The following is a 20,566-nucleotide window of genomic DNA, read 5'->3' as shown; positions in this document are numbered from 1 at the left end:
GACGGGATGCGTTCAGACGGTGAGCAGCACCTTGGTGGCGCGGCGCTCGTCCATCGCGCGGTAGCCCTCGGCAGCATCCTCGAGCGGCAGGGTCAGGTCGAAGACCACGCCCGGATCGATCTTCCGGTCCCAGATCAGCTGGATGAGCTCGGGCAGGAATCGCCGCACGGGAGCAGGTCCGCCGTGCAGGTGCACGCCGGAGAAGAACAGCTCCTGTCCGGGGAGCTCGACATCGTGCGAGACGCCGACGTAGCCGACGTGCCCGCCGGGGCGGGTCGAGCGGATCGCCTGCATCATCGACTCCTGGGTGCCGACGGCCTCGATGACCGAGTGCGCCCCGAGCCCGTTCGTCAGCTCCTTGATCTTCTCGACCCCCGCATCTCCGCGTTCCTCGACGATGTCGGTCGCGCCGAACTTCCGTGCGAGTTCCTGACGATCGGCATGACTGCTCATCGCGATGATGCGGTCGGCGCCCAGCTGCGACGCAGCGAGGATGCCGAGGAGCCCCACGGCGCCGTCACCCACGACGGCGACGGTCTTGCCCGGGCCGACCTCGGCCGCGACGGCGGCGAACCAGCCCGTGCCGAGCACATCGGACGCGGCGAGCAGCGAGGGGATGAGATCCGCGTCGGGCTGGCCCGGGGTGGCGACGAGAGTGCCGTCGGCGTGAGGGATGAGCGCGTACTCGGCCTGGGTGCCGTAGCGCCCCATCGGCACGACGTGCACGCAGCGCGACTGGTATCCGGCCTCGCAGATCTCGCAGGTGTTGTCGGATGCCATGAACGATCCGACCACGAAGTCGCCGGCCTTCACGTTCTGCACGTCAGCGCCGATCTCCTCGACGACGCCGACGTACTCGTGACCCATCGGTGTCGCGTCGACGTCGTCCTGGCCGCGATACGGCCAGAGGTCGGAGCCGCAGATGCAGGTCGCGGCGAGCTTGATGACGGCATCCGTCGGGCGGGTGATGGTCGGCTTCTCACGGTCTTCGACCCGGACGTCGCCGGGTCCGAGCATGATGACTCCACGCATGTGGGGGTTCTCCTTCTGGCGATGAGAGTTGTACCTCCAGTCTGAAGACGGATGCCGAGGGCTGGGAGGGGCTGGCGTTACCTCCCAGCGTGTGAGCGGAAGGCGTACGTTCGATGTATGGACACCCGCAGCGAGGTGCGCGAGTTCCTCTCCACGAGGCGCGCCCGACTGACCCCCGACCAGGCAGGGCTCCCCGCGTTCGGAGGCAATCGCCGGGTTCCGGGACTCCGCCGCGAGGAGGTCTCCCTGCTCGCCGGAGTCAGCGTCGACTACTACACGCGTCTCGAGCGTGGCGACCTCTCCGGGGTGTCGGACAGCGTGCTCGACGCGCTCGCTCGCGCCCTGCAACTCGATGACGCCGAGACCGCGCACCTGTTCGACCTCGCCCGCGCGGCGAACGTCTCGCCCGTGGCGCGGAAGCCGCGCAAGAAGGCAGAGGCGATCCGCCCCAGCATCCAGCGCCTGCTCGATGCGATGACGGGCGCACCCGCACTCGTACGCAATAACTACTTCGACTATCTGGGAGCGAATGCTCTGGGCAAGGCGCTGTACGCGCCCCTGTTCACCGAGCCCATGCCGAACAGCGCGCGCTTTGCGTTCCTGAACCCGGCCGCGCACGACTACTACCTCGACTGGGATCGCGTCACGCGCGAGCTGGTGGCGGCGATGCGCGGAGAGGCCGGCCGCAACCCGTTCGACCGCCGCTTCAGCGATCTGGTGGGCGAGCTCTCGACGCGTAGCGATCGGTTCCGCACCCTCTGGGCCGCGCATGACGTGCGCTATCACCGTAGCGGCGTGAAACGGCTGCGGCATCCGGTCGTCGGCGAGATCGAACTCGTCTACGAGGCGTTCGAGCTGCCGGCGGATCCTGGTCTGCACATGTCGACGTATACGGCCGAGCCGGGCACGCCCTCCGACGAGAAGCTCAGAATGCTGGCGAGCTGGGTCGCGACCGAAGGCGCGAGCACCGACGCCCCGGCCTCCACAGAGGCCTGACCCGGAGACCTCGACGTCAAAGGACGAGGTCTCCGGGGGAGGACAGTTCCCGCCACCCCTCCGCCCGCAGCTTCTCGTCGCCTAGAACGTCGGCGGCCACGAGAGGACCGAAGTCGACGGATGCGAGCGCGGCGATCTCGGCGATCGGCACCTGGAAAGTGCGGAACGCGCCGAGAGGTGGGCTCGCGAGCAGCCCCTCCCGCGTGTCGATGAGTTCGGTCTGGTCGAGCACGAATCCTGCGGCGCGCAGTCCCGAAGGAGCCTGCCAGGCGGCGATCTTCCAGAACCTCAGCGGGATGCGGATGCCGCGATAGGGAGGGTCGTCCTCGGCGAGCACCGGCGCGGTGAACACGCTCACCCGCTGGTCGGTGGCCTCGGCGTACGCGAGCACGTGATCTTCGAGGCCGAGCCAGAGCTCTTTCGACTGGTTGAAGCCGGCCGCCTGCGGAGCGGCGTTCGGATAGAAGAAGGTCGCCTCCATCGCATCGCGCGCGTCTGCAGTGCCGCCCCACCCCGGGTCGCGCCGGCGCACCAGATGCCCGCGGTCCAGGTCATTGCGCGCATAGACCTCCGGCCCGGTCTGCTCGCCGTCGTCGATGCGCGGATCGAGGCGCCACTCGCCCGTGCGCGGCAGATCGAGGAGCAGGCGACCGTCGATGTGGACCGCCGTGACGGCGGCGAGCCGGCGCTGCGGGTCGAGCAGTACCGAGAACCGCGGGTAGGCGAGTTCTCGCACCGGTCGCGCGGGTCGAGGAAGCGGTACGCCGGTCGCGAGGAAGTCGGAGTCGTAGCCGTCGGTCATGCTCTCATCGTGCCCGACCCCGCCGACATCCGGTCCTCGGCGACGCGCTTGTTCCGCACGATTTCTCACGGCGTCAAGGTGAGCAGGGCCTTCCGATCGTGCGTCATACTCGACCTCGGAGGTCGATCATGACAGCAACGCCCGAGCGCACCGACGGGAGAAGACTGCGCCCGCGCATCTGGATCGGTCTGGTGGCGCTCGTGGTGTACATCCTCTTCGCCGCGGGCCTCGGGAACGTGCTCGGCGGCCTCGCCGGCGACGACGCGACGGCCGAGTTCGCCCTGTCCCACCTCATCCCGCTTCCGATCGCGATCGGGCTCGCTCTGCTGTTCGTGCGCTGGGCAGGCTGGTGGGGTCCGGTGTGGCGCGAGACCCCGACCGTTCGTCTCAATCCGCGGCGCTGGTGGCTCGTCTCGATCCCGATGTTCGCCCTGCTCATCCCGCTGGGTCAGGTCTTCACGACTCCGTGGGCCGATCGTGCCGTGTCGTTCATCCTCATCGTGGCGGTCGGCACGCTGCTCGTGGGGCTCGGCGAGGAGCTCGTGTGCCGCGGCATCCTGCTCGTCTCGGTGCGCGAGCGTCATGGTGAGTTCGTCACGCTGCTCGTGACGGCTGTCGCCTTCGCGTTGGCTCACGTCTACTCGAGCATCTGGCATAGGCTGCCACCGGCAGCGATCGCTTTCCAGGTCTCGTTCCTGGCGCTGAGCGGAATCACCTTCTACTGGGTCCGGCGGGTGAGCGGTCGGCTGTGGGTCGCGGTGCTCATCCACGCGTTCACCGACTTCGTCCTCTACGTGGGCGCGGAAGCGGGCAACCCGGCCGAGGCCCTCCCCGAGGCGTCCTCGGATCCGGGCAACCCCGTCTCGGCGATCGCGCAGATCCTGCTCATGGCCGTGGTGCTCGCGAGCGTGGTGAGCGTCATCCGGGAAGACCTGCGCACCCGCCGAGCCGCACGCAGCGTCTAGCCCTCAGCGGTCAGGATTGCCACCACGCGACATCTGGATTCATCTCTGCGGCAAGCTTTCCGAAGGCAGGATAGTCCTTGCGAAAGACTCCCTCCGGCGTCAGATAGAAGCAGCCACGGCGGAATGCTTCCTCGAGCGTCGCGAACATAGCGGTCAGCGACATGAATTCGATCGGGTGTTCATCCTCGTCGATGAGGAAAAGGCGAATAGGCGTATCGCCAGGGGTGCTCAGGTCGACGACGTAGAAGTCCCCGCCTCCGTTGGCGAACAGAGGGAGCCATCCCGGCGTCCAGCGCGCGTCGTCGACGAAGGCTCGATAGTTCGCCACCGTCTCCTCCAGCGAGGTGAAATAGAAGGCCGGCCATAGCGTTATCCGGCCGATGGCGGCGTCGGTGTCCGCAATTCCGTCGTGCCACCCGTACAGGGCTTCGATTTCCTCAGTGGAACGCAACCCGATGCTGTTCAGTGAATCCCGCACGCGGTCTGCCGAGGTACCGTTCTGCAGCTGCTGGAGAAGCGTGGTGCGACCCAGGTTTCGGTTGGCCTCCTCGATCGCGGAAAGAGAATGGAGAAGTCCGTCGATCATCATGGTCCAAACGCTACGTGGAATTGGTCACCGGGGTTGACGCCATTGTTGCGGTAGAAGCTGCTCAGTTTCCCACCTTGGTGGTTCTGCGCGGCCTGCCTCAAGGGACCGCGATCGCGACACCGGTCAGCTCTTCGGAGATCTCCCAGACGCGCCGCGCCTCCTCCTCGCTCCGCAGCCGGGAGAAGAGCCGCTGCTCGCCGGGGGCACCGCCGAGATGCCCGATGCCGCTCGGACCGTAGAAGCGGCGGCGCTGCGCCTCGGGCGAGGTCGCCGCGAACAGGGCGGGAAGCGCCGCAGTCTCGGGCGTGCCGGCCACGATGCCGCGGGCGGAGCCCCAGCGGATCAGTCGCACCCCGAGCGTGTCCTGCGCCCGGCCGAGTTCCGGACGTGCGGCCAGCAGACTCGTGGGTGCGATGCCCGGGTGCGAGAGGTTGCTGGTGATTCCCCAGCCTTCGGCCTCGCTGCGCCGATCGAGCTCGAGCGCGAACATACCGAACGCGATCTTCGACTGGCTGTAGGCGTGCATGCCGTTGTACGACCGCTCCCAGTTGAGGTCGTCCCAGTGGATGGATCGCTCGTTGGCCGCGATGCTGATCTGCGAGGTGACACGCGCCTCTCCCGCTCGCAGCAAGGGAAGCAGCCCGGCGACGAGCGCGAAGTGGCCGAGATGGTTCGTGCCGAACTGCAGCTCGAAACCGTCTGCGGTGGTCTGTCGATCGGGCGGAGTCATGACCCCCGCGTTGTTGATGAGCAGGTGGACGGGCCGCCCGTCGGCTCGCATGCTCTCGCCGAAGGACTCGATCGACGCCAGCGACGACAAATCGAGGGGCAGCAGGGTGACTTGCGCGTCCGGAGTGCGCGACCGGATGCCGGCGACCGCGGCCTCGCCTTTGGAAAGGTTGCGGACAGGGAGCACGAGATCCGCGCCGGCGGCGGCGAGACGCGCGGCGATCCGCAGCCCGATGCCGTCGCTCCCCCCGGTGACGACGGCGCGACGGCCGATCAGGGACGGGACGGTGATGTCGATGGTGCGTGGCATGGCAGGTGCTCCTTCAGGTCTCCTCCACCTTCGCCGCTGCGCGCCGAGCCATCCAGGACTCGTCGATCAGTGGATGCCGCATCAGAGGCATGTCAGGATCATCAACGACGAGAGGATGCCGGTGGCATGGAGATCGACAGGGCGGGACTGGCGGAGTTCCTCCGACGACGACGCGACGTGCTGCAACCGGAGGACGTGGGTCTGCCCCGGGGGCAGCGGCGCCGGACCGAGGGCCTCCGGCGCGAGGAGGTGGCGGCGCTCAGCCATATGTCCTCCGACTACTACGCACGCCTCGAACGTGGCAGCGGCCCTCTGCCGTCCGAGCAGATGATCGCGTCCATCGCCCAGGGCCTGCATCTGTCCGTCGATGAACGAGATCATGTCTTCCGGCTCGCCGGACATCACCCGCCGACCAGGGGAGCAGAAGGCGATCATGTGTCGCCGGGGATGCTGCGCATCCTCGACCGGCTGCAGGACACGCCCGCAGAGATCGTGACGGAGCTGGGGGAGACGCTCCGTCAGACCACGCTCGGCGTCGCGCTCACCGGCGACACGGCGCAGCTGACCGGACCGCAGCGCAGCATCGGCTTCCGATGGTTCACGGATCCGCAGTCCCGTGCTCTCTACGACCCGCGCGACCACGCGTTTCTCGCGAGGCTGTGGGTCTCGGGCCTACGCGAGGTCATGGCGCGCAACGGGCCTGAGTCGCGTGCTGCAGAGCTCTGTCGGCTGCTGCGCGAGGAGAGTGCGGAATTCCGGATGCTGTGGGAGCAGCAGGAGATCGGGCTGCGCCCGCGAGAGACCAAGCGCTTCCTGCATCCCGAACTCGGAGCGCTCGATCTGTCGTGCCAGAGCCTGGTCGACCCGGCATCCTCGCAGGCGCTCCTGGTCTACACCGCCGCCCCGGGATCGGAGAGCCACGAGAAGCTGCGGCTGCTCTCCGTGCTCGGGCCGAGATATGCGCACTGAGAGGCGAAAGACATGACTGGTGTGCCACGCCGCGATCGCCCGCCGGTGCGCGGCGCGGTCGTGGACGACATGACCCGGTGCGTCCACTACCGGAGCGCCGTCGACATCATCGCGATCCGGTTCGCCTGCTGCGGCGAGTACTACCCGTGCCACCTCTGCCATGAAGAGGCTGCCGGGCACCCCGCCGAGCAGTGGCCGCTCGATGCCCGTGCGGAGAAGGCGATCCTGTGCGGCGCGTGCGGGGACGAGTTGTCGATCGCCGACTACATCACCGTCACCGCATGCCCGAGGTGCCACTCACCCTTCAACGAGCGGTGCGCCCTGCACGCGCACCTGTACTTCGAGACCGACCTTCAGGAGTCACCATGACCGGCGCAGCATCCGTCACCTCCGTCCTCTTCGTGTGCGTGCACAACGCGGGCCGCTCTCAGATGGCGGCCGGTTTCCTGCGCGACATCGCAGGGGACCGCATCGAGGTGCGCTCCGCCGGATCCATGCCGGCTGATCAGATCAACCCGACCGCCGTCGAGGCGATGGCCGAACTCGGCATCGACATCACCGCCGAGCAGCCGAAGGTGCTCACGACCGAGGCCGTCCAGGCATCCGATGTCGTGATCACCATGGGCTGCGGCGACGCATGCCCGTTTTTTCCCGGCAAGCGGTACGAGGACTGGACGCTCGATGACCCCGCCGGCCAGGGTATCGATGCCGTACGTCCGATCCGGGACGACATCCGCGCGCGGATCGCGCAGCTCGTGAGCGAGTTGGTCTGATTCGATCGATCCGTCGACCGATCGCTGTCGGCGGATCCACAGGGAGCGGATCCCGCCCCCTGTATCCTGGAGATCCCAAGGGGAGTACTCCGATACGGTCGGGTCGTCATTACGGATGCGCGTCGCATCCCGGGCCACCGGTTCCTGAATGCAGGAATGGAGAAGACTTTGGCGCTGCTTTGTCACGCCAAGTCTGGAGCCACTATGGAAATCACCCCTCTGATCTGGATCATCACGATCGCGATCACGATCGCCTTCTTCGTCTACGAGTTCTTCGCTCACGTGCGGACGCCCCATGAGCCGTCCATCGGCGAATCGGCGCGCTGGTCGGCGTTCTACATCGGCCTGGCGGTGCTGTTCGGCGTCGGCGTCGGCGTCACCTCCGGATGGACCTTCGGAGGCGAGTACTTCGCCGGCTACCTCACCGAGAAGGCACTGTCGATCGACAACCTGTTCGTGTTCCTCATCGTGATGACCGGCTTCGCGGTGCCGAAGATCTACCAGCAGAAGGTGCTGATGATCGGCATCGTGATCGCCCTGATCCTGCGCGGCATGTTCATCGCGGTCGGCGCGACGCTCATCGAGAACTTCTCCTGGATCTTCTACCTGTTCGGCGCCCTGCTGCTGGTCCTCGCGTATCGCCAGGCTTTCAGCAACCACGAGGGCAACCCCGCGAACGGTCGTTTCATGACCTTCGTCCGTCGACACCTCCCCGTGACCGACGAGTACAACGAAGACAAGCTGACGGTCGTGAAGAACGGCAAGCGCTTCGTCACCCCGATGCTGCTCACGATCATCGCGATCGGGTTCATCGATCTCGTGTTCGCCGTCGACTCGATCCCGGCGATCTACGGGCTGACCGACGAGGCGTACATCGTCTTCACCGCCAACGCCTTCGCGCTGATGGGGCTGCGCCAGCTGTTCTTCCTCATCGGCGGACTCCTCGAGCGCCTCGTCTACCTGGCTCAGGGTCTCGCCGTCATCCTCGCGTTCATCGGTGTCAAGCTCGTCCTGCATGCGCTCTACGTCAACGAACTGCCCTTCATCAACGGCGGTGACCCGGTACTCTGGGCGCCCAAGATCCCGATCTGGTTCTCTCTGCTGTTCATCGCCGCGACGATCACGGTCGCGACCGTCGCGAGCCTGATCAAGACCCGCGGTGATCGCGGGAGCACCGACGAGCTTCCGTCGGCGACGGCGGAGCCACAGAAGGAGCTCTCCTGACGCGAGGTGCTTGCTTCGCCGACGGCTGCTACAGCGTCGAGCCCGAGCCCGAGCCCGAGCCCGAGCGCCGCGCGCACCTCTTCCTGCTCCTCGTCGTCGTCGCGATGCCCGATTGACGCCAGTCCGGCGCCGGCATCCGACATCCACTCAGGCAGGGAAGCGGATGCCGGTCATGCGTTCGGCGGCTGCCCAGAGCGCGGCCCCGGTCGCCGGCGACCGCACCTCGTCCGACGCGGTCACACGCGCGGGCGCGCCGCGGAACTCGAGCATGCCGCCAGGGCCCCAGTACTCGCCGCTCATGGCCTCGGGCGACGTGGCCGCGTGGATGAGAGGTGCGGCACCGTCGTCCTTTCCCTGTACGAACGGCCGACTCAGTGCGGCCAGTGCCCGGACAGGAGCGGGTACCTGTGCGAGCCCGGGACGCGGCGCGGTCAGCGGATCGACCGCATACCCCGGATGCGCGCAGAGCGCGGAGAGCGCCGAACCCGACCAGCGCCGGTCGAGCCCGACCGCGAACGCCATCAGCGCGGCCTTGGAGCGGCCGTACTGCCGCAGCGACGACCCGCGCCACGGGTCCGCGAGGCGGTCGGGGTCGAGGCGGGCGAAGCGATGGGCGATCGAGCCGACCGCCACCACTCGCGCATCGTCGTCGAGGAGGGATGCGACCTGTGCCAGGAGGGCGAAATGCCCGAGGAAGTTGGTGCCGATCATCAGATCGAAGCCGTCCGCGGTGCGTGCGTCCGGCCGAGCGGTCTTGACCCCGGCGTTGCAGATGATCGCGTCCAGCCGCTCGCCGATCTCTCCAGCGGCGCTGCGGATGCTGTCGAGGGAGCCGAGATCGACCGGGATGACGCGCAGATCCGCCTCTGGAACGTGCGTGACCACGGCGTCCACCGCGGTCCGCGCACGCTCGGGCGACCGGCATCCCAGCAGCACCCGCGCGCCTCGTGCGGCGAGCTTCTCGACGCACCAGTAGCCGATCCCGGCATTGGCTCCTGTGACGAGGATCGTTCGTCCGACCAGCTCGTGCGCGTGCGAGGGACGAGAATCCATCCCCTCAACCTACGCGCTCAGTCGTGCGGCTCGAGGTCGTGCACGTGCTCCTGCTCATCGAAGATCATCCCGACCGAGGTCGCGCAGGCGTCACCCTTCCATGCCTCGACGCCCTCGCGCACCGCGAACGCCGCGATGACCAGGCCGGCGACGGCATCCGCCCACCACCAGCCCAAAAGCGAGTTCGTGAGCAGACCGACGAGGACGGCGGCGGACAGGTACGCGCAGATGAGCGTCTGCTTCGAATCGGCGACGGCGGTGGCAGACCCGGCCTCGCGTCCGGCCCGCCGCTCCGCAATCGAGAGGAAGGGCATGATGACCACGCTGACGGCCGTCAGGACGATTCCGACCGTGCTGTGCTCCGGGCGTTCACCCGTGAACAGGGCGCCGACGGATGTCACGGTGACGTAGATCGCGAGAGCGAAGAAGGCGACGGCGATGACGCGCAGGGTCGGCTTCTCCCAGCGCTCGGGATCGCGCCGCGTGAACTGCCAGGCGACGGCCGCGGCGGAGAGCACCTCGATCGAGGAGTCGAGGCCGAACCCGACGAGAGCGGCAGAGGAGGCCACCGATCCCGCGGCGATCGCGACGCCGGCTTCGATCAGGTTGTAGCCGATGGTGATCGCGACGATGAGGCGGATGCGGCGATGCAGGATCTCGCGTCGCGCGGCGGTGAGCGTCGACATCAGCAGGTGCAGCCTTCGCCGTCGCAGCAGTCCGGTTCGACGATCAGCGACACGCGCATGAACTCGTCGAGCGCGGGTGCGAGGTGGGGATCGGTGAGGCGATAGCTGCTGCGTCGGCCGTCCGGCGTGCTCTCGACGAGCCCGCAGCCGCGGAGGCAGGCCAGGTGATTCGACATCATCTGTCGCGAGACGCCGAGCGCGTCGGCGAGTTCGGCCGGGTACCGGGCGGAGCTGCGCAGGGCGAGCAGGATGCCGGCTCGCGTCGGATCCGAGAGAGCGTGGCCCAGACGGGCAACGGCTGCGGTGTGGGTCAGGGATGCCGTGGCAGTGCTCATCCGGCAATAGTACAGAGTCGGCTGAACTCAGCGAAATCTGAACAGAGGATCAGTACGCGATCTCGGTCTGGACGATCAGCTCGCCGATATCTCCGTTCGCGTCGACGTGATGGAGTGACACCGTGTGGTGTCGGACGCCCGCGGGGAGAGTGACTTCGCCGTACCAGGCGCCGTCCGGGGCGAGTTCCCCAGGCGTGCCGACGACGTCGCCATCGATGAGGACGGCGACGAGGGCGCCGGGGGATCCCGAGACCGAGATCCGTGCGATCGGCTGGCATGCCGGATCCGCGGTGACCTGCTCGACCGTGACGGACAGGTACCAGGTGGAGGCGACCGTTCTCGCGGACGTGGGCGAGGGAGCGACTGACCTCGACGACTCCGCCGCGGGCGCGTCCGGCACGGCGTGGTCGACCCGCTCGCCTCCGCCGTCGACCGGTGGGGGGTCGGAGGGGGCCGCAGGAGCGGGAACGATCGGAGGGATCGCGGGGGCCCTTCCCGGCGGCGGAGTCGCCGTCGGCGGGCCAGGAACAACCGATGCTCTGTCCGGCAGGGTGAACGACGCCGGAGCCGGCAGCACGTCGTCGGAGGATGCTTTCGGCGCCTCCCGTGCAGGCAGCGCGACCGCGGGGACACCGGCCCCCGCGGCATCCGGCGCCGGGGGAGTGCGCACGAGCAGGCCGCCCCCGACGGCGAGGGCCACGGCGACGGCCGCAGCGGCGGGCCAGAGCACCGGTGCAGCGACGGCGACCGCCGCGGACGCCTCGCCGACGGAGAAGAGCCCCGGGGCGATGACCAGCCCTGCGCCGCCCACGAGAAGCGGACCGAGGGTGATGGCACGCGCCAGGCGCCGAGCCTCTCCTGCTGCCTCGCGGCAGTCGGCGCAGGAGGCGAGATGTTCGGTCACGAATTTCTGCGGACGTGGCCCCAGGTCGCCCTGCGCATAGGCGCCGAGCAGTTCGATCACGCGCGCATGGACGGAGCCGGCCGGCGCGCGACGGAGATGCGCACTGATCCAGGCCTTGCGCAGCCCGTCCCGCGCGCGGTACGTCAGGGCCGACACCGCGTTCGCCCGCAGACCCAGTGCCTCGGCGATCTCCCGCGGCGGGAGGCGCTCCACCTGACTCAGCCACAGCGCATGCTGCCAGCGTTCCGGCAGAGCGCAGAAGGCCTCGGCGAGTGCCGCTGAGTCCACCATCGCTTCGGGCTCGATCGTCCCGATGAGCGAATGCGGGGGTTCCACGTCCTCGAGCGGCACGGTCGTCGGCGTGCGGCGGGCGGCGGTCATCCAGGTGTTCCGCACGGTGGTGAGCAGATACGGCCGGAATCTCTCCTCGGGGCCTCTGCCCGCACGCAGCAGCTGCAGGATGCTCAGGAATGCGTCCGAGACCACATCCTCCGGATCCGGCGGCGCCGCACCGAGGCTGCGCGCATAGGCGACGGCGATGGGCGAGTACCGGCGCCAGAGTTCGGAATAGGCGCGTCGATCACCCTGGCGACTGCGGTGGAGCAGCTCGGCATCCGTGGGGGCGGCAGCGTCCTCGTCGATGCTGATGATCGGTCCTCGCGCTTCCTGCCGTGCTCGTCCGGCTTCCCGCACGATGCCGAACACTGTATATCGATCCGGCTGTCACGACGGAATCATGACGACGAAGAACGAGAAGCGGGTGGGGTCCTGGGGAGGACCCCACCCGATGGCCGCTCGATGTGAGGGGTGGGCGGCCGGTTGACGGTGCGGGACCGATATCCCCAAAGGCCCGCCTTCCGTCATAAGCAAGACCCCGGTATCGCGAGATCATGACGCGAGTCCACGAAATCCGTCGTCGGCAGGTCCGACTCAGCGGACGGCGTAGACCGCGCCGCCGACGATGACGGCCACGGCGGTGGTCCAGCCGATGATGGCGAGGGCCTGCCAGAACAGCACCCGCGCCTTGCCGACTCCGGCCGCGGCGAGCATGGTCGCGGTGAACTGGGTCGGGAGCAGCAGCGGACCGAGCAGGCTCACACCCGGAACGCCGTAGCGCTCGAAGGCCCGCTGGAACTTCTCGCGGCGTGCGGCTTTGCGGTCCGGTTCCGGGGCCGCGCCGTCCGTCACAGCCGGTGCATCCGTGCCGGACCCGCCGTTCACGAGGGCGGGCTCGGTGACGCGTGAGCGATTCTTGATGGCGCTGCGCGCACCCGAACTCGCCAGGACGAGCACTGCGACGCAGAGGAAGTTGCCGACCATCGCGGAGATGGCGGCGACGACAGGGTGGATGCCGCCGATGATGCCGATGCTCGCTGCCCCCTCTCCTTCGATGAAGGGGATCGCGCCGGCGAGGGCGACGATGAGCGGCTGCACGAGGTCGGGGACCTGAGCGACCCAGTTCTGGAAGATCTCGATGAGGTTCATGAGAACAGTCCATCGCTCCGGCGCCTCGGGTGACAGTGCCGGAGCGTCACCGCTTCCCGGGTGGATCGCCCGCCGCGACCGTGACATCTGTCACACCCGTATGGTGTTGAGCGTGACCAGCAGCACCGAGCCCGTCGCCCCCGAGGAACCGTACCCGGGAGCCCTGTACCTGACCCGCGGAGTCAACGCCACGTGGTGGTACACGGCATCCGCAGTCCTGTTCATCGAGCTCATGGTCATGAGCTTCTGGGTGCTCACTGTCGGAGCCACCGATACGCGCGGGGCTCTCGTGCTCTTCATCGCGGTCGGGGGAGTGATCTGGTGCGCGTCGACCCTCCTGCTGCTGCTCGACTATCGCCACCGTATCGATGCGGGACCGGGAGTTCCGTGGAGGCGACTCGCCTTCCCCCTGCTCGTCGCCGCCGCGTTCGGCGCGGTCGCCGGGCCACTGGCCGACAGCTGGCAGCTGGCCGCGATGCCTCTCGTGCAGTCGTTGGTGCTGCTGAACTGGCCCCGCGGGGTTCGTTTCCGGGTGGTCATCGCCGCGACCGTGCTCCTGGGGGTGCTCGCTTTCGTCGACGCATCCGCCGATGTGCTCGGTGCGGGGACTCCCTGGCTGGTGCCTTTCGCGATGGGGGCCCTGCTGCCGTCGATGACCGTCAGTTCGCTGTGGTTCTGGGACGTGATGGTGACCCTCGATCGCGCCCGGGCGTCGGAAGCCCGGCTCGCGGCGACGCAGGAACGATTGCGCGTCGCGACCGATGTGCACGACCTGCAGGGGCACCATCTCCAGGTCATCGCTTTGCAGTTGGAACTCGCGGAGCGGCTGCTGCCACGCGATCCGGATGCCGGCATGGAGCAGCTCCGTGCCGCGCGGGTCAGCGTGGACGAGGCGCGCCAGGGGACGAGAGACCTGGCGACGCGCTACCGTTCCGTCCCCTTGAGCGATGAGCTCGCCAATGCGAGGGACCTCCTGCGCGCCGCTGGCCTCGAGGTGGAGGCCGTCATCGATCCCGGGGCCGCCGCCGCACCGGCATCCGCTCTCGGTCCGGTGATCCGCGAGACGACGACCAACGTGCTGCGGCACGGGGGAGGGCGCCGCGCTCACCTCGCCCTCACCAGGACAGCGGATGCCTGGCGCTACGAGATCGCCAACGACGCGGTGCCGGGCCTCGATGTCGGAGACGACGGCTCGGGCCTCGCCGGCATCCGCCGGAGGATCGAGGAGGCGCAGGGCACTCTCGACGTGCGCGCGGAGGCGGACGAGTTCGTGGTGATCGTCACGGTGCCCTCGACCGGGGAGGAGATGCAATGATCAGGGTGTTGCTCGCGGACGACGAGGGCATGATCCGGTCCGCGCTCGCCGCCCTGCTGCGGCTGGAGGACGACATCGACGTCGTCGCGGAGTGCGCGGACGGGGAGCAGGCCGTCGCCGAAGCTCTGCGCCTGCAGCCCGACGTGTGCCTGCTCGATCTCGAGATGCCGGGGCTCGACGGCGTGCAGGTCGCGGAGCGGCTGAACAAGGCGATCGCGACGCGGTGCGTGGTGGTCACGCGTCACGCGCGGCCGGGAGTGCTGCGCCGGGCGCTGGCATCCGGAGTCGCGGGATTCCTGCCGAAGTCGCGCGGTGCCGACGAGGTCGCGGCGGTGATCCGCCGGGTCGCTGCCGGAGCGCGCTATGTCGATCCGGAGATCGCCGCCGACGCCCTCAGCGACGAGCGCTCGCCGCTCACCGACCGTGAGCTCGATGTGCTGCGGGCCGGACGACGTGGTGAGACGACCGGGCAGATCGCCCGCACTCTCGCGCTGGCACCGGGAACGGTGCGCAATCACATCTCTGTGATCCTCGGCAAGCTGCATGTCGGCACCCGGCAGCAGGCCGTGCTCATCGCCGAGGAGCGCGGTTGGATCTGACGGAGCGCGCGCCTACTTCGGCGGCGTGCTGACGAGCTTGGATCTGCCGATGGCTGCTCCGGCGGCGATCAGGGCGAGGGGCTCGCCACGGAACGACGGCTCCTCGAACTCGAAGGGGCGCTGCCGACGTCGCTGTTCTGATCGGCCGCGGCATCCGTCATCGCGTCGTCGACGGTCTTCGCCGCCTGAGAGAATGGAGGCGCCGAGTCCCGATCTGAGGAGCCCACGTGCAGTTCATCTCCACCCGCGGCGGCATGCAGCCGCAGTCGTTCAGCGAGACGCTGCTGGAGGGCCTCGCGCCCGACGGAGGACTCGCCGTTCCCGAGGTCCTGCCGACGGTCGACGGTGAGACGCTCGAGCGGTGGCGCGCACTGACGTACCCGCAGCTGGCGACCGAGGTGCTGGGTCTCTTCGCGACCGACATCCCGCGCGCAGATCTCGCGCGGATGACGGCGGCTGCCTATGAGGACTTCCCGGCGAGCGTCGTCCCGCTGCGGGCGATCGACGACGATCTCACGCTCGTCGGGCTCTCCGAGGGCCCGACGCTGGCGTTCAAGGACATGGCCATGCAGTTCCTCGGCCAGGTGCTCGAGTACACGCTGGAGCGTCAGGATGCCGTGCTCAACATCCTCGGGGCGACGTCGGGCGACACCGGCTCCGCCGCCGAGCACGCCCTGCGCGGCAAGGAGCGTGTCGCCGTGTTCATGCTGTCTCCGCAGGGGCGCATGAGCGCGTTCCAACGCGCACAGATGTTCTCGATCGATGACGAGAACGTGCACAACATCGCGGTCGAGGGAGTCTTCGATGACTGCCAGAACCTCGTCAAGCACCTCGCCGGCGACCTCGTCTTCAAGCGCTCGCAGAACCTCGGCGCGGTCAACTCCATCAACCTCGGCCGTATCGCCGCGCAGGTCGTCTACTACTTCTGGGCCTGGCTGCGGGCGACGGATGCCGGGGGCTGGACCGAGCTCTCCTTCACGGTGCCGTCCGGCAACTTCGGGAACATCCTCTCCGGCTTCTACGCCCGCCAGATGGGCCTGCCGATCCGTCGCCTGGTGCTCGCCGCCAACGAGAACAACGTGCTGGACGAGTTCTTCCGCACCGGGATCTACCGCCCGCGCAGCGCGGCGCAGACGCTGGCGACCTCCAGCCCCTCCATGGACATCTCGAAGGCCTCGAACCTCGAGCGCTTCATCTTCGAGCTGGTCGGACGCGACGCCTCGCGGGTCGTGGGTGCCTGGCACGATCTCGAGGAGCAGGGCTTCTTCGACTTCTCGGCCGACCTCGAGCGCTTCGTCGACGAGTTCGGCATCGTGAGCGGCACGTCGACCCACGACGACCGTCTTGCCACGATCCGCTCGGTCTACGAGACGACCGGCGAGGTCATCGACCCGCACACGGCCGACGGCGTCCGGATCGCGCGCGAGTACCTGGAGCCCGGCGTGCCGATGCTCGTGCTCGAGACCGCCAAGCCCGAGAAGTTCGCCGAGACGATTCGCGAGGCGATCGGCGTCGAGCTGGCCTATGCGCCGGAGCTGCGCGAGATGCTCGGCGCCCCGCAGCACGTGACGGAGATGGCCGACGACGAGCATGCGCTCCGGGCGTTCATCGAGAAGAACGCGCTGCACTGAGCCGACGTCGGCCGGCGCCGCCTTCGCTCTACTCCGGATCGCCGTGCAGCCTCCAGGCGATGCCGAAGCGGTCGACGAGCATCCCGAACGTTCCGCCCCACGGCGGGACATCGAGCGGCATCGTGAGGGTCGCGCCTTCGGAGAGCTTGTCCCAGACCTGCTGAGTGACCTCTTGCGTGTTGCCGCTGAGCGATACCGAGATGCCCTGCGGCTTCTCATACGTCATGCCGTCCGGCGTGTCGGAGGCCATCAGCACGAGGCCGTCCGGCGTGTTCAGCTGACCGTGCATCACGAGGTCCTGCTGACTCGGATCCTGGACCATGTCAGGGAAATCTCCGAAGACGCTGATGCCGAGTTCGCCGCCCAGGACGCTCTGATAGAACTCCAGGGCCGGACGGGCGTCGGTGCGGAAGGACAGATACGGGTTGAGATCTGGCATGAACGACTCCGGGAGGTGAAGGGCGTGGCCGCCGGACGGCGGTGCACGTCATTCTTCGCCGCGAACGGAGCGGCTGCAAGGGGTTCTGCCTCAGGCGGGTAACGCCTTGACCGCGGCGGTCAGCACCTGGGGGACCGTCGGCACGCCCTCGGCGCGGAACACCTCGGCCCCGTCCTCGTCGCGGATGATGACCGTGGGCGTGAAGCGGATGTCGAGCGCCTCGGCCGCATCAGGCTCCCGGGCGACATCGATCTCGGTGACCGTGGCGTCGGGAAGGAAGCGCACCGCGTCGGCGAGCACCGACCGGGTGCGTGCGCAGGCGCCGCAGAACGAAGATGACACGAGGGTGAGCTCCATGTGCACCTCTTCTCCGTAACGCCGCGGCTCTACGGATGCAACCGCGGGATGCCGTCCGCTGTTCCCGGCTCGGCGGACGCGCTCAGAAGTCGGTGCGCTTGACGAGACCGCGGTTCGTGCGGATGTGGTCGTAGTCCCATAGGATCTGCCGAGCCGCGGAGAGCCATCCCGCCAGGCCGTCGGTGTCGATCTCGTCGGCGTCGGTGAAGCGCACCTCCGCAGCCTCGAAAGAGCCGGACGGCGCGAGGCCGACGGTCACTCGCCTCTGTCCAGACCGAACGTGCGCTTCACGAGAGCGCGCACATCGCGATCGAGTCCTTCGATCTTCGTATTGACGGAGTCGAAGCGCATGTTGACCGCATCGAATCGCGAGTTGACCGCGTCGAAGCGCGCGTCGACCGCGACGAATTTCTCGTCGACGGCGTCGAACCGGCCGATCATCTCCCGGCGCAGCCCGCCGATCTCCCCGCGGAGCTCCCCGCGCAGCCCGCCGATCTCCCCTCTCACGCCGCTGATCTCGGCACGGAGCACGCGGATGAAGAGGGTCGACACGATCGTGAGCATGCCGAACATCAGGGCGATGACGGCACCGATCACGGTCCAGGTCTGCGGTTCGGTCAAGGCGGGCACCCTCTCATTCTCTGCGGATCACCCCATCCTGCCAAGGGGCCTGTGGCCGCGGCGGCGGATCGCGATAACTCGATCTGTGACGCCGTTGTGCAGAAGCGGTGCGGAGGGAGTCAGCCGGCCCTCGGCTCCGCCCGCGGGTGCAGCACACCGGATGCCGCGCCGAGCACCGCCCCGACGACGGTGTCGACGATCCGTTCCCAGGCCACGTCCATCGCGCCGATCTCCCCTGTCGCCGCACCCGTGAGCAGCAGAACCAACGGGGTGATGAACACCAGCGCGAGCGCGTAGTGACGCACCACGACCAGTTCGATCGCGAACTGCAGAGCGGCGAGGAGCAGGGCGAGCCAGAGCCCCGACGGATGCAGGAGCGCGAGCAGTGCGTACAACCCGGCGCCGACGACAGTGCCGAGCATCCGATGCAGTCCGCGCTCGAAGGCGGCTCTCCGCGCGGCGGCGACACCGATGACCGCCACCGCCGAGCCGACGATCCAATACGTGCGCGCAGGGTCGATCACGAGGCCGAGAAGCACGCCGAGCACCGCGACGAGCGCCACCCGCAGGATCAGCACTCGGGTCCCGCCGTCGAACGACGGCCCCGGCAGCAGCTCCGGCAACGACCTCGGGGCCGTCGCCCGGGCGCGGGGGAGGAACAGAGGAGTCAGCGCGACGAGGTACGAGAACACGCACCCCGCGGCGAGGGCGGCGATGTAGACCACGGGCGTGATCGAAGAGACGACGATCACGTGCGCGGAGAGGCCGAAGACGAGGATGAAGAACAACGGTCCGGGCGGTCCGAGGCGGAAGCCGAAGGCGAGAGCGGCCGAGACGATCGCCACGATCACGACGCCCGCGCTCACCAGCCACGGGTTCGGCGCGACCAGCACGCCGAGAGTGGCGCTGAGCACGAGGCCGGCGGCGACCAGCGGAAGAACGCGCGCGCGGTCGACGACCGGCGCAGATCCGACGAACAGCACGGTGAAAGCTCCGCTCGCGGCGATGTAGCCGAGCGCGGGCTGGCCGAGAAGCGTCATCAGAGCGATCGGAACGCCGATGCCCGCCGCGGCCTGCAGCGCCAGGGGCCACCGCGGGCCTCGCGACGGGGCGAAGGCGAAGAGGCTCACCGCTCCATTGTCCTCCCGGCTCGCCCGCGGTTCAGCGCGCGGCGAGCCACTGGTCGAACGTCTCCGACCCGAGGTCGGCATCCGGACCGGGCAAGGCGTCTCCGGCGCGCATGCCCGCCATCCGCGTGTGGCCGGCGGCTCGAACCCGCTCGACGGTGCGCCGGCCGACACCGGTTCCTCCTGCGACGGCGATCCTCATTCGGTCAGGATATGAGACGACCGACGGCCAGCTCGCCCCGCGCGGACGCGCCCACGCTCGCTACGATGACGACTGTGACCACAGCCACCGTGCGCCCGGGCATCGCCGAGCGGCTCTCGCAGATGATCAGGATCCCGACCGTCTCGGCCGAGCTCGAGCAGCGCGGTCCGGCACCGTTCGAGGACTTCGTCGCCCTTCTCGCCGAGCTCTACCCGCTCACGCATGAGCACCTCCGGCTCGAGAGGCACACCGACTTCGGGCTGCTCCTCCACTGGACGGGGCGTGACACGGCATCCGATGGCCCTGTCGTGCTGATGGCCCACTACGACGTCGTGCCGGTCGACGAGAGCGATGCCTGGACGCACCCTCCTTTCGCGGGGGTGATCGCCGACGGCTCGGTGTACGGTCGCGGTGCCCTCGACGACAAGGGGCCGCTGATCGTGGTGCTGGAGGCGGTCGAGAACCTTCTCGCCGACGGCTTCGTGCCGGCGCGCGATGTGTATCTCTCCTTCGGCGGCAACGAGGAGACCTACGGGCACGCGGCCGAAGAGATCGCGCGGGTGCTCCGTGATCGCGACATCGTCCCGTGGCTCGTCGTCGACGAGGGCGGTGCCGTGGTCGACGCGCCGCTGCCCTTCGTTCCGGGGCGGGCCGCGATGATCGGCGTGGGGGAGAAGGGGGTGATGACCGTGCAGCTGACGGCTCGAGGTGCTGGCGGTCACGCCTCCGCACCCCCGTCGCTCACCGCCGTGCGGCGCATCGCCCGGGCTGTCGACCGCCTGGGACCTGCGACGTTCCGGCCGCGCACACCGGCGGCGATCGGACGGATGCTGTCGCAGCTGGCCACGCGGACGCCCGGCCCGGCCCGCCCTCTCTTGCGGCTGCTCGGCGCAGCACCTCTCCTCACCGCCCGGGTGTTCGCTGTGCTCGGCGGCGAACCCGCTGCGCTCATCCGCACGACGGTCGCTCCGACCATGCAGTCCGGCGGGACCGCGGCGAACGTGCTGCCCTCTCAGGCGTCGGCGACGGTGAACCTGCGCCTCGCGCTCGGAGAGACGACGCAGCAGACCGTGTTCCGGGTGCGTCGCCGCATCCGCGATCCGCTCGTGAAGGTCGAGGTGCTCGAGGCGAGCGAGCCGTCGCCGGAGTCGCCGACCGACAACGTGCAGTTCGCGCTGCTCGCGGCAGCCCTCGAGGTCTCCCATCCCGGCATCCCCGCCGTGCCCTACGTGATGATGGCGGCCACCGACTCGCGGCACTTCCACCGGTTCTCTCCCGCGGTCTACCGGTTCGCGCCGCTGGAGATGTCGAATGCCCAGCGCTCGTCGATCCACGGGGTCGACGAGAGCGTCGAGATCGCCGCCCTGGAGCGCGGGGAGCGCTTCCATCGTGCGCTCCTCGAACAGCTAGTCTGATGTCACCC

Annotated in this window: 26 protein-coding genes; 10 read left to right on the top strand and 16 right to left on the bottom strand. The window is 68.7% G+C overall.

Translation table 11 applies throughout. The features are described from left to right. Positions 1–12: 12 nt before the first annotated feature. Positions 13–1,032, bottom strand: coding sequence for a zinc-dependent alcohol dehydrogenase family protein (locus tag RS85_RS11825; RefSeq protein WP_046013649.1), 1,020 nt, complete (start codon positions 1,030–1,032; stop codon positions 13–15). A gap of 117 nt (positions 1,033–1,149) precedes the next feature. On the opposite strand from RS85_RS11825, the gene RS85_RS11820 reads away from it, so the two are divergent. Next, positions 1,150–2,028 (top strand): helix-turn-helix transcriptional regulator, encoded by an 879-nt coding sequence (locus tag RS85_RS11820; protein ID WP_046013648.1) that lies wholly within the window; start codon positions 1,150–1,152, stop codon positions 2,026–2,028. 16 nt (positions 2,029–2,044) lie between these two features. Here RS85_RS11820 and RS85_RS11815 read toward each other — a convergent pair whose 3' ends face one another. After that, entirely contained in the window at positions 2,045–2,830 is a 786-nt protein-coding gene (locus RS85_RS11815; RefSeq protein WP_046013647.1) for a DNA/RNA non-specific endonuclease, read from the bottom strand. Between the two features lie 128 nt (positions 2,831–2,958). Between RS85_RS11815 and RS85_RS11810 the strand changes: the two genes are divergently transcribed. Then, positions 2,959–3,795, top strand: coding sequence for a CPBP family intramembrane glutamic endopeptidase (locus RS85_RS11810; RefSeq protein WP_046013646.1), 837 nt, complete (start codon positions 2,959–2,961; stop codon positions 3,793–3,795). A 10-nt stretch (positions 3,796–3,805) separates the two neighbouring features. Here RS85_RS11810 and RS85_RS11805 read toward each other — a convergent pair whose 3' ends face one another. The 3 genes from RS85_RS11805 to RS85_RS11800 are packed head-to-tail and all read right to left on the bottom strand — an operon-like array spanning position 3,806 to position 5,423. After that, positions 3,806–4,384, bottom strand: a complete 579-nt coding sequence (locus RS85_RS11805) for an SMI1/KNR4 family protein (RefSeq protein WP_046013645.1) — start codon at positions 4,382–4,384, stop codon at positions 3,806–3,808. Continuing rightward, positions 4,381–4,485 carry a NucA/NucB deoxyribonuclease domain-containing protein gene (locus RS85_RS20245; RefSeq protein WP_442921956.1) on the bottom strand — a complete coding sequence of 35 codons (105 nt, stop codon included), beginning with the start codon at positions 4,483–4,485 and terminating at the stop codon, positions 4,381–4,383. The genes RS85_RS11805 and RS85_RS20245 overlap by 4 nt, the downstream gene beginning before the upstream one ends. Beyond that, positions 4,482–5,423 (bottom strand): SDR family oxidoreductase, encoded by a 942-nt coding sequence (locus RS85_RS11800; RefSeq protein WP_046013644.1) that lies wholly within the window; start codon positions 5,421–5,423, stop codon positions 4,482–4,484. The genes RS85_RS20245 and RS85_RS11800 overlap by 4 nt, the downstream gene beginning before the upstream one ends. Before the next feature lie 126 nt (positions 5,424–5,549). On the opposite strand from RS85_RS11800, the gene RS85_RS11795 reads away from it, so the two are divergent. The 4 genes from RS85_RS11795 to RS85_RS11780 all read left to right on the top strand — a co-directional run bounded on the left by RS85_RS11795 (position 5,550) and on the right by RS85_RS11780 (position 8,389). Continuing rightward, entirely contained in the window at positions 5,550–6,392 is an 843-nt protein-coding gene (locus RS85_RS11795; protein WP_046013643.1) for a helix-turn-helix transcriptional regulator, read from the top strand. 12 nt (positions 6,393–6,404) lie between these two features. Then, complete coding sequence (locus tag RS85_RS11790) at positions 6,405–6,761, top strand: CHY zinc finger protein (RefSeq protein ID WP_046013642.1); 357 nt, start codon at positions 6,405–6,407, stop codon at positions 6,759–6,761. Further along, complete coding sequence (locus RS85_RS11785; protein ID WP_046013641.1) at positions 6,758–7,165, top strand: arsenate reductase ArsC; 408 nt, start codon at positions 6,758–6,760, stop codon at positions 7,163–7,165. Before RS85_RS11790 ends, RS85_RS11785 begins: the two co-directional genes overlap by 4 nt. 204 nt (positions 7,166–7,369) lie before the next feature. Further along, positions 7,370–8,389 carry a TerC family protein gene (locus tag RS85_RS11780; protein WP_046013640.1) on the top strand — a complete coding sequence of 340 codons (1,020 nt, stop codon included), beginning with the start codon at positions 7,370–7,372 and terminating at the stop codon, positions 8,387–8,389. A 147-nt stretch (positions 8,390–8,536) separates the two neighbouring features. Here the strand turns inward: RS85_RS11780 and RS85_RS11775 are convergent, their stop codons facing one another. The 5 genes from RS85_RS11775 to RS85_RS11755 form a co-directional block, all read right to left on the bottom strand. Further along, complete coding sequence (locus RS85_RS11775; protein ID WP_046013639.1) at positions 8,537–9,442, bottom strand: SDR family NAD(P)-dependent oxidoreductase; 906 nt, start codon at positions 9,440–9,442, stop codon at positions 8,537–8,539. 17 nt (positions 9,443–9,459) lie between these two features. After that, positions 9,460–10,128, bottom strand: coding sequence for a cation diffusion facilitator family transporter (locus RS85_RS11770; RefSeq protein WP_046013638.1), 669 nt, complete (start codon positions 10,126–10,128; stop codon positions 9,460–9,462). Next, the gene (locus RS85_RS11765) at positions 10,128–10,463 is read right to left on the bottom strand and encodes an ArsR/SmtB family transcription factor (RefSeq protein ID WP_046013637.1); all 336 of its coding nucleotides are present in this window, start codon (positions 10,461–10,463) and stop codon (positions 10,128–10,130) included. Before RS85_RS11765 ends, RS85_RS11770 begins: the two co-directional genes overlap by 1 nt. A gap of 49 nt (positions 10,464–10,512) precedes the next feature. Then, positions 10,513–12,072 (bottom strand): sigma-70 family RNA polymerase sigma factor, encoded by a 1,560-nt coding sequence (locus tag RS85_RS11760; RefSeq protein ID WP_046013636.1) that lies wholly within the window; start codon positions 12,070–12,072, stop codon positions 10,513–10,515. A gap of 225 nt (positions 12,073–12,297) precedes the next feature. After that, positions 12,298–12,852: a hypothetical protein gene (locus RS85_RS11755; RefSeq protein WP_046013635.1), complete on the bottom strand. Its 555-nt coding sequence runs from the start codon at positions 12,850–12,852 to the stop codon at positions 12,298–12,300. Between the two features lie 112 nt (positions 12,853–12,964). On the opposite strand from RS85_RS11755, the gene RS85_RS11750 reads away from it, so the two are divergent. The 3 genes from RS85_RS11750 (at position 12,965) to thrC (ending at position 16,397) form a co-directional block, all read left to right on the top strand. Next, positions 12,965–14,167, top strand: coding sequence for a sensor histidine kinase (locus RS85_RS11750; protein ID WP_235282421.1), 1,203 nt, complete (start codon positions 12,965–12,967; stop codon positions 14,165–14,167). Next, the gene (locus RS85_RS11745) at positions 14,164–14,766 is read left to right on the top strand and encodes a response regulator transcription factor (protein ID WP_046013633.1); all 603 of its coding nucleotides are present in this window, start codon (positions 14,164–14,166) and stop codon (positions 14,764–14,766) included. The genes RS85_RS11750 and RS85_RS11745 overlap by 4 nt, the downstream gene beginning before the upstream one ends. A gap of 227 nt (positions 14,767–14,993) precedes the next feature. Then, on the top strand, positions 14,994–16,397 hold the full coding sequence (gene thrC / locus RS85_RS11740) for a threonine synthase (protein ID WP_046013632.1): 1,404 nt from the start codon (positions 14,994–14,996) through the stop codon (positions 16,395–16,397). 28 nt (positions 16,398–16,425) lie between these two features. Here thrC and RS85_RS11735 read toward each other — a convergent pair whose 3' ends face one another. The 6 genes from RS85_RS11735 to RS85_RS19890 form a co-directional block, all read right to left on the bottom strand. Then, on the bottom strand, positions 16,426–16,836 hold the full coding sequence (locus tag RS85_RS11735; RefSeq protein WP_046013631.1) for a VOC family protein: 411 nt from the start codon (positions 16,834–16,836) through the stop codon (positions 16,426–16,428). 90 nt (positions 16,837–16,926) lie between these two features. Further along, positions 16,927–17,193 (bottom strand): thioredoxin family protein, encoded by a 267-nt coding sequence (locus tag RS85_RS20210; protein ID WP_046013630.1) that lies wholly within the window; start codon positions 17,191–17,193, stop codon positions 16,927–16,929. Positions 17,194–17,275: 82 nt separating this feature from the next. Beyond that, entirely contained in the window at positions 17,276–17,452 is a 177-nt protein-coding gene (locus RS85_RS20205) for a hypothetical protein (RefSeq protein WP_160298626.1), read from the bottom strand. Beyond that, complete coding sequence (locus RS85_RS11725) at positions 17,449–17,814, bottom strand: hypothetical protein (protein ID WP_442921955.1); 366 nt, start codon at positions 17,812–17,814, stop codon at positions 17,449–17,451. Before RS85_RS11725 ends, RS85_RS20205 begins: the two co-directional genes overlap by 4 nt. A 119-nt stretch (positions 17,815–17,933) precedes the next feature. Then, complete coding sequence (locus RS85_RS11720; protein WP_046013629.1) at positions 17,934–18,944, bottom strand: FUSC family protein; 1,011 nt, start codon at positions 18,942–18,944, stop codon at positions 17,934–17,936. Between the two features lie 31 nt (positions 18,945–18,975). After that, positions 18,976–19,143 carry a hypothetical protein gene (locus tag RS85_RS19890; protein WP_200894828.1) on the bottom strand — a complete coding sequence of 56 codons (168 nt, stop codon included), beginning with the start codon at positions 19,141–19,143 and terminating at the stop codon, positions 18,976–18,978. Positions 19,144–19,208: 65 nt separating this feature from the next. Between RS85_RS19890 and RS85_RS11715 the strand changes: the two genes are divergently transcribed. Beyond that, a complete protein-coding gene (locus RS85_RS11715) occupies positions 19,209–20,558 on the top strand; it encodes a M20/M25/M40 family metallo-hydrolase (protein ID WP_046013628.1) in 1,350 nt (449 codons plus the stop codon). Positions 20,559–20,566: the final 8 nt, after the last annotated feature.

This window comes from Microbacterium sp. SA39, assembly GCF_000967865.1.
GTDB lineage: Bacteria > Actinomycetota > Actinomycetes > Actinomycetales > Microbacteriaceae > Microbacterium.
Note: the sequence above shows the minus strand (reverse complement) of the source record. Positions and strands in the feature narration are given on the sequence as shown.